We start from the raw sequence: 7,343 nt of genomic DNA on the forward strand, positions 1-7,343 counted from the left end.
AGCTCGGCACCGCCATGCCGATGAGGGTAAAGCCCTGGACCCCGCTGTCGAGGAAGCTGCCCCGGCGCTTCGCGGCGAGGGTGCCGAGGGGGACCGCGACGAGCACGGTGATGATCTGGGCGAGCAGCGCCAGCTGGATCGTGGGCACGATGTTGTCGGAGATCGCCGTGAGTACGGGTTTTTTGAGGAAGAGGGAATCCCCGAAGTCCCCGGTGAGGATCCCGCCCACCCAGGAGAGGTACTGGGTGATCAGGGGCTGGTTGAGGCCGAGTTGCTCGCGCAGTTCGTCGAGCTGCTTCTGGGACGCCTCTGGCCCCAGGATGGTCATCGCCGGGTCGCCCGGCGTGATGTGAACGAGAGAGAAAATGACGATCGAAACGACAAAGAGCACCGGGAGTAGCGCGAGGAGTCGTTTGCCAACATAGGAGAGCACGGAGGCATCCTTCCGGGGGAGTGGGGTGCGGGGTGATCGCTGTTCGCGATCACCCCGCACGGGGACTACTTCGTGAAGCTCGCGCCCCACCAGATGATGCTGTCGTCGACGGGCAACTGCTCGACCTCGAGCGTCGTGGCGTGGACGCCGTAGGCATCGCCGATCTTGCTGACCGGGAGGTAGTCGAGGAACCACTGCTGGAGCTCGTCGTAGTGCGACTGCGCCTCCTCGAGCGTTGCGGATGCCCGGTAGGTGTCGAGCAGGGCATCCAACTCGGGGCTGTCGGTGAAGCCCGCGAAGTCCTTGCGCATGAAGACCAGGGAACCGGGGTCGTTCTTCGGGGTATTCGGGATGACCGTCAGGTCGTAGGCCGAAGGGTCGTTTCGGATCTCGCTGAAGGTTGGCCAGTCATAGGTGTCCAGCGTGACCGTGGCCCCGATGCTCTGCAGCTCCTCCTGGATGACGACGGCGGCGTTGTAGGCCTCCGAGTAATCGCGGGTCACGATCATGCGGATGGTTTCGCCCTGGTAGCCCGCCTCCGTGAGCAGCTGTTTCGCCCGCTCGGGGTCGTTGGGGTTGTAGGTGTCCGCGCCAACGGAGGAGGACCACTGGCCCTCCTGGTCCGCCATCATCATGTGCGGAGTCAGCGCAAAGAACTCCTCGTCAACCACCGCGGCGGTCATGATGCTCTTCCGGTCGAGCAGCGTATCAACCGCTTTGCGTGCCGTGACGTTGCTGAACAGTCCCTCGGCCTTGTTGTAGTAGAGGTTCAGCAGGGTGCCCGGGGTAGATCCGGCGCGGAGCGCCGGATCAGCCAGGACGTCGGCGGCGTTGTCGTAGGGAATCTCCGGGACGGCGTCGTACTCGCCGGTCTGGAGGCCGAGGATGCGGGTTGACGCGTCCGCAACGAAGACGTAATTGAGCCCGGCCGTCTGCGCGGTCCGGTCGCCGGACAGGCCGTCGATAGGGCCCTCGGTTGCGGCGTAATCCTCGAATTTGCTCAGCACGAGCTTCTGGTCGGGCACCCACTCCTCCAGGGCGAAGGGGCCGGTGCCGATGACGTCTTCGATTGCGTCGTCGCTCGCGGCCGCGATGACCTCCGCGGGGTAGATCCCGGGGAACTGCTCGCGACCGCTGGACAGGGCGAGGGGCACCGCGAAGCTCGGGGCGGTGAGCGTGAGCACGACGGTCTGCTCGTCCGGCGCGGTCCAGGTCGCGTCGGCGAAGGTGCTCTGCCCCGGCCCGGAGAGCCGGTCCCAGCGCTCCATCGAGGCGACGACGTCTTCGGAGTCCAGCGTGCTGCCATCGTGGAAGGTGACCCCAGAGCGCAGCATAAAGGTGTAGACCGTGCCCGCCTCGTTGGTCGTGAAGGATTCGGCGAGCATCGGCACGACGTTGCGCTCGCTGTCGGTGGTGAGCAGGGTCTCCAGGACATTGCGCGCGATGGAGGAGGTCGCGGTCGCGGTGGAGACGTGCGGGTCGAGGTTCGGCGGCTGGGCGTTCAGTGCGATCGTCAGGCTTCGATCGGTGTCGGCGGGCGTTCCGCTGCCGGGGGAGCAGGCTGTGAGCGCGAGGACGGTGGCGCCGATCGCGATGAGCCCGGTGAACGGTTTCCGCATGGGTGTACTCCTTTGTCGTGGGTCATTCGACCGGGGATGAGCGGTGTGGTCGCCCTCGTCATTGACGGACGCTTCCCAGATCCCGGTCGTGTGGTGCCATCAAATCACACCGATGTATGCAAGGGCAACTTTTCTTTGAAAGAAGAGCTTTTGCGGTGAAACTTCCTTGATTTATCAGGGAATTACACGCGGCGCGTTCGCGGCACTCGTGGCGGGAAGTCAGTTATTTTGTAGTGTTCATTACTACTTTTTCGGGGTCGTTCCCTGGTTTTGGGGGCGAGACCCGGTAGTGTGCAGGCCAGAGGCCTGCGATGCGGGTGGCCCCGAGACGGAAGCGCGTGACAATGAAAACTGATGCAGCTGAGCTGAGTGGTTCGCTCCTCGAACGGGTGCGCCTGCTCGATCTCAAGCCCCACTCTGCCGAGGGGCGCGTGGTTGCCTACGTGCTCGCGGCCCCCGATCAGGCGATCATGGAATCGGCCATCCGGATCGGTCAGGGCGCCGGCGTGAGCGACGCCAGCGTCATTCGAACGGCGAGCAAGCTGGGCTACGCGGGGCTTCGCGACATGAAGCACGCGATCCGCGACTACCTGAGCAACGGGAAACCCGAGTCTGAACAGCGGCGACCGGCGCGTCTGGCGGCGACGGGGGTCACGGTTGGCTCTCGGCTCGCGCAGTCGGACGTGCACGAGGAGCTCCGGCGGCAGATCCTCACGGGAGAGTTGCCCAGCGGGGTCCGCGTGACGGAGGCGGAGCTCGCCGAGCGATTCGGGGTGAGCCGAACGCCGATCCGCGAAGCGGTGCGACTGCTCGAGCAGTCTCAGCTGGTGGTGCGCGATCATCGCGGAATTACGGTGCCGGTGCAGACGGTGGATGAGATGATCGAGCAGTACGATGCCTACATCCTGCTCAACAGCGCGCTCGTCCGGAAGGCCTGCGCGAACCGCAAGGAAGCGGATCTGCTCGCCATGCGGCGCATTAACCAGGAGATGCGTGCCCTCGGCGACGAGGCGGACGTGATCGAGGTGCTCGCGGACGGCAACCGTCGCTTCCACGCGGCGACCTGGAAGGCGTCGGGTGATCGTACGCTGATCTCCCTCGTTCGCTTCCTGAGCGATCAGCTCGACCGCTGGAACGGTACGACGCTGACGGCCCCGGGGCGGCGTGAGGAATCACTGCAGCAGCACGAGGATCTGACGGACGCGATTGATCGACGCGAGGGGGACCTGGCGGTCGCGATCATCTCGGCGCACCTGCATCGCGCCCGCCAGATCCGTCAGGAGCTCTACGAGCTCTAGGCCCCCGCGGCCTCGTAGAGGTTCCACGGCAGCGCCTTGAGGGTGCGTTCCGAGGGCAGGCCGTCCGCGAGGAGGTACTCGCCGGTCGTGAGGTCGACCACCGACGCGGTCACCGTCTGCCACTGCTTCGTCTCCGGCAGGGAGAGGTCCGGCAGCGCGCAGACCGAGTTTGGGGCAAAGGTCTCGTTGGCGAGCGCGCGCAGGATGCCCGCGCGGGCCTCCTCGGTGCCGGCGCTGTCGCGAACCGCGCGCAGGCGGCCCTCAACGAAGGGCACCCGGTAGAGCGAGTCCACGGCCATGGGCTTGTACGGGCCCGGCTGACCCGTCGGGATGTGCACCTCGTGGTGGTTTCCGTGCACCAGGATGCCGTCGGTCGCGTACTTCCACGCGGTTCGCTCGGCCGGGGTGGTCTCCAGGCTGATCGAGAAGCCCTCGCGCGTGGCGAGCAGGTAGTTCGCCCCGATCTGCTGATCGGCCTGGAAGACGCGGTCCATCGCGTCGTTCAGCGAGGTCGCCTGCAGGACGCGGCGGCGAACGAAGGGCTGGGGCACCCCGTAGCCCTCGTAGCCGTAGCGGCCGCCGAGGCCGTTGACCTGCATGGCGATTCCCGCGCCGTTGGCCCCGTGGCGGCCAAGCTGCCCGGCTTCGATCTGCATGATGATGTCCGGGTCGCCCTCGCCCCGGATGCGGAGCATGATGATGGAGTCCATCGCCCCGCAGAGGTAGTCCCAGTTCTGCCCGGCGTAGGAATGACCGTCGCCGGAGGCCTCCGGCGAGAGGGCGTAGGTCGTGCACTCCCCGCCCTGTAGGTCCGCGAAGCGCTTGTCGTAGATGATCTCCCCGCGTGCGTTGATGGCCATGAGTTCGAGGAAGTCAAAGCCCGAGCCCTCGGCGATCCCGCGGAGCTCCTCGACGAGATCCGGCGCGTAGGCGGTTGCGGGGGCGACCCAGGCCTCAGCTCGCGCGCAGATGTGTTCCCAGTCCAGGCCCGACGCACGTTTGAAGGCGCGCTGGTAGAACTCGATCGAGGCCGCAATCTGCGTCTTGGCCTGCTCGCCGTACTGCAGGCCACGTTCCCGGGGGCCGCCGCTGATGTCGATGAGGGGGAGGGAAAAGTGCTGCGAGTTGGTCAACGGTGACTCCTTCGGTCGGGGCGAGCGAAACGCTTCGCTTGTAATGAACACTACGGAAACCGCGAGCGTGCTCACTGAATCATTGAGATTTGCGTGTAGTGCTTGGGTATACAGTAGCGCACTACATTCACGATGGTGCAAGCCTGCGCGCGGAGTCCCCTCCGGGGCTAGCGTCGCAGCGTGGTGAGGAAGTGGGGCCCCAGGGCCGAGATAGTTTCGGTGTTGAGGGAGTAGTACACGTGCTTGCCCTGGCGCTGGGTGCGGACCAGCCCGGCCTCCCGGAGGCGGCGCAGGTGGCGGGAGATGAGCGGGGAACTGGTCCGCATTTCCTCGGCGATGTCCAGGGTGGTGGAGGGGCGGCGCAGGATCATCCGGCAGATGCCGAGGCGCACCGGGTCGGCAAGGGTCTGGATGCGCTCAAAGACCTCGGCGACCCGGGGTGCGCTCGGCGCGTCTACGTCGAACTGCAGAACGACGGGCAGCCCCGGCGCAAATTGAATGTGCAGGTGGGGGGAGACGAGGGCCGAGGGGACGATGATCAGGTGACCCTCGGTCAGGGTCACGGTGTCGTTGTAGACCTTGTCCACGACCGCGGTGTCGGGGGCCGGGATCGTAATCTCCGGGATTCGCTCCGCCAGGGCGAGGAGGCCATCGGCGCTCAGGCGGTTGGCCAGGACTTCGGCGTGCCGGGCGAGTTTCGGCGCGGACGCGGCCCACACCGGGCGCATCCAGGCCTTCCACGCGTCCTGCAGGAAGCCGATCAGTTGCCAGCGAACGGTCTCGGGGGAGTGGACGAGGTCGCGTGCCAACTCGAGTCGGCTCAGGGAGATCCGCTCGACCCTGCGGAAGAACTGCGCCTGCTCCTGGGGTGAGGTGCGGATCCCCGCGCTCACCGGGCGCCCGGCGTCCTCGGTCAGGCTGTCCGCTGCGAGGCCGATGAAGCGCTCGATGGGGAGCTGGGCGAGCAGGGCAAGCTGCGCGGAGATCGTCGTTGAGAGCTGCGGTTCCGGGTCTAGGGGGAAGAGAAATCGGGAGCGGAGCGGTCCGTAGAGCGGGAGGAAGCGGTTGAGTTGCTGGTGGAGGAGGCCGTCTCGGTCGGTGCGTTGGGCGTGGCTGAGGAGGGGCTCGGCGAGCGGGTGGTGCTCGCGGAACGACATCGCGTGCAGGAGCGCGCCGAGCTCGGCGAGGGGGTCGGGGCGGACGATGACTCGACTCAGGTCGACCCCGGCAAAGCGAATCGTGATTGGCACGGCGACACCCCCGAACGATTGTCGATGATGCGGTAATCGTACCGTGCCTCCGCCGCGCCTGACGTAGCGTCTCAAGCACGGCTCGCGACCAGGGTGGATCGCGGAGAAAGGGACACCGTGGACGTGTACATCGAATCCCGAAATCTCTACCGGGAGGGCGCGACGACGTTCTTTGCCGCTCGCGTGGACCAGCGCTTCAGCTATTGCCTCTATGTCCCCGACCGCCGGCTGGGGGACCCCGACCGGTACCCGCTCGTCGTCGTGCAGCACAGCACGGACCGGGACGCCGCGGAGTATCGGAACGCCTTCGCCCGCTTCTGTGAGGAGGAGCGATGCATCCTGCTCGCCCCCCTCTTCCCCGCGGGCATTCATGACCCAGACGACCTGCATAACTACAAGTTTCTGGAGTACCAGGGCATCAGATTTGATCTGATCCTGCTCGAAATGATTCGAGAGGTCGCGGAGGGGTTCCCCATCGACGGGGACCGTTTCCTGCTGCACGGCTTCTCCGGCGGCGGGCACTTCGCGCACCGCTTCCTCTACCTGCACCCCGAGCGGTTGCTCGGGTGCTCGATCGGAGCCCCCGGGCGGATCACGATGCTCGACCCCGCGCAGGAGTGGTGGCTGGGGACGGCGGGCATGCGGGAGCGTTTCGGCGCGGAGCCCGATCTGGCGAGCATCCGGGAGGTCCCGATCCAGCTGGTCATCGGCGGGGCCGATGTTGAGACCTGGGAGATTAACGACCGAAGTAGCCGCTACTGGAAGCCGGGCTTGGAAGGGCAGGGGATGACTCGGATCGAGCGGATGCGCGCCTACCGCGAGAATCTCCGGGCGAACGGGGTCCCCTGCCGAACCGATGTGATCCCAGGCATCGGGCACGACGGCTTCCCGCTGATTCCCGCGGTGGAGCGCTTTTTCCGCGACGTCCTGAGCGGTGGCTTTCGTCCGGAGCCGCGCGAGGCCGAGCGCCTCATCGCGGTGCGGGGCTAGGCGGCCCCGACCCCCGGGGCGGGCTCGAAGGCGCCCGCGCCCATGCCCGCGAGGTAGGCGGCCTGCTCCACGTGGGCGAGCGCATCGGCGGAGATGCTCACGAGACGGACGCCGCGCGTGACGGGTGGGTCCCACTGGGCGTCGATCACGTCGTCGAGGGCGGTCTCGGAGAGCGAGCGGAGGTACTCGACCTGCGCGCCGACGACCGCGGACAGGTAGGACACGAGGAGGTCGGGGTCCGTGACGACGATTGCGCGGGCCTCCGCCGAGCTGTGCCCGTAGCCGATGTGGTGCGGCTCTACCTCGAGGTCAAAGCGGACGTCAAAGCCCTGCGCGGTCCAGAGCGGCACCGCGCCGGAGAGCTGGGAGAGCTGTTCGTCGATCTCCCGGGCCGCGTGCCAGAGCAGCCACGCGATGGAGTTGTCGTGGTGCGGATGCGCGTTGAGGCGTTCCGGGGTGAGCGCCGGGCGGAGCTGCTCGGCGGCGATCAGCGGGCGGGTGGCCAGGTCGATGAGTACCTCGGTGGCGTTCATGCGGCCAGGATAGGCCGGCAAGCTGAGCGTGGGGCGGGGATTCTCAGCCCCGCGCCTCGGCGGCCTCAAGGAGGTCGAGGAGGGTTC

At 66.9% G+C, this 7,343-nt stretch carries 6 protein-coding genes and 1 pseudogene; 2 read left to right on the plus strand and 5 right to left on the minus strand.

The annotated features are described in order from the left end of the window. Both OOT08_RS17230 and OOT08_RS17235 read right to left on the minus strand, forming a co-directional pair. Window positions 1-433 (minus strand): annotated as a pseudogene (locus tag OOT08_RS17230) (ABC transporter permease); the annotation flags it as partial. Between the two features lie 65 nt (window positions 434-498). Then, window positions 499-2,052, minus strand: a complete 1,554-nt coding sequence (locus OOT08_RS17235) for an ABC transporter substrate-binding protein (RefSeq protein WP_325094084.1) — start codon at window positions 2,050-2,052, stop codon at window positions 499-501. A 344-nt stretch (window positions 2,053-2,396) separates the two neighbouring features. On the opposite strand from OOT08_RS17235, the gene OOT08_RS17240 reads away from it, so the two are divergent. Further along, the gene (locus OOT08_RS17240; RefSeq protein WP_325094216.1) at window positions 2,397-3,350 is read left to right on the plus strand and encodes an FCD domain-containing protein; all 954 of its coding nucleotides are present in this window, start codon (window positions 2,397-2,399) and stop codon (window positions 3,348-3,350) included. On the opposite strand, the gene OOT08_RS17245 is transcribed toward OOT08_RS17240, so the two are convergent. Both OOT08_RS17245 and OOT08_RS17250 read right to left on the minus strand, forming a co-directional pair. Next, on the minus strand, window positions 3,347-4,483 hold the full coding sequence (locus OOT08_RS17245; protein WP_325094085.1) for a C45 family peptidase: 1,137 nt from the start codon (window positions 4,481-4,483) through the stop codon (window positions 3,347-3,349). The genes OOT08_RS17240 and OOT08_RS17245 overlap by 4 nt on opposite strands. A 167-nt stretch (window positions 4,484-4,650) precedes the next feature. After that, on the minus strand, window positions 4,651-5,733 hold the full coding sequence (locus tag OOT08_RS17250; protein WP_325094086.1) for an ArsR/SmtB family transcription factor: 1,083 nt from the start codon (window positions 5,731-5,733) through the stop codon (window positions 4,651-4,653). 117 nt (window positions 5,734-5,850) lie between these two features. Here OOT08_RS17250 and OOT08_RS17255 point away from each other — a divergent pair, with 117 nt between their 5' ends. Beyond that, window positions 5,851-6,723, plus strand: coding sequence for a hypothetical protein (locus OOT08_RS17255; RefSeq protein WP_325094087.1), 873 nt, complete (start codon window positions 5,851-5,853; stop codon window positions 6,721-6,723). On the opposite strand, the gene OOT08_RS17260 is transcribed toward OOT08_RS17255, so the two are convergent. Further along, entirely contained in the window at window positions 6,720-7,256 is a 537-nt protein-coding gene (locus OOT08_RS17260; RefSeq protein ID WP_325094088.1) for a mycothiol transferase, read from the minus strand. The two genes, OOT08_RS17255 and OOT08_RS17260, sit on opposite strands and share 4 nt — an antisense overlap. Window positions 7,257-7,343: the final 87 nt, after the last annotated feature.

It is taken from the genome of Leucobacter sp. M11, from assembly GCF_035726885.1.
Lineage (GTDB): Bacteria > Actinomycetota > Actinomycetes > Actinomycetales > Microbacteriaceae > JAPFRB01.

Coding starts and splice junctions, on each gene's coding strand:
- OOT08_RS17260 (WP_325094088.1), bottom strand. CDS start 7,256: ATGAACGCCACCGAGGTACTCATCGACCTGGCCACCCGCCCGCTGATC.
- OOT08_RS17235 (WP_325094084.1), bottom strand. CDS start 2,052: ATGCGGAAACCGTTCACCGGGCTCATCGCGATCGGCGCCACCGTCCTC.
- OOT08_RS17240 (WP_325094216.1), top strand. CDS start 2,397: ATGAAAACTGATGCAGCTGAGCTGAGTGGTTCGCTCCTCGAACGGGTG.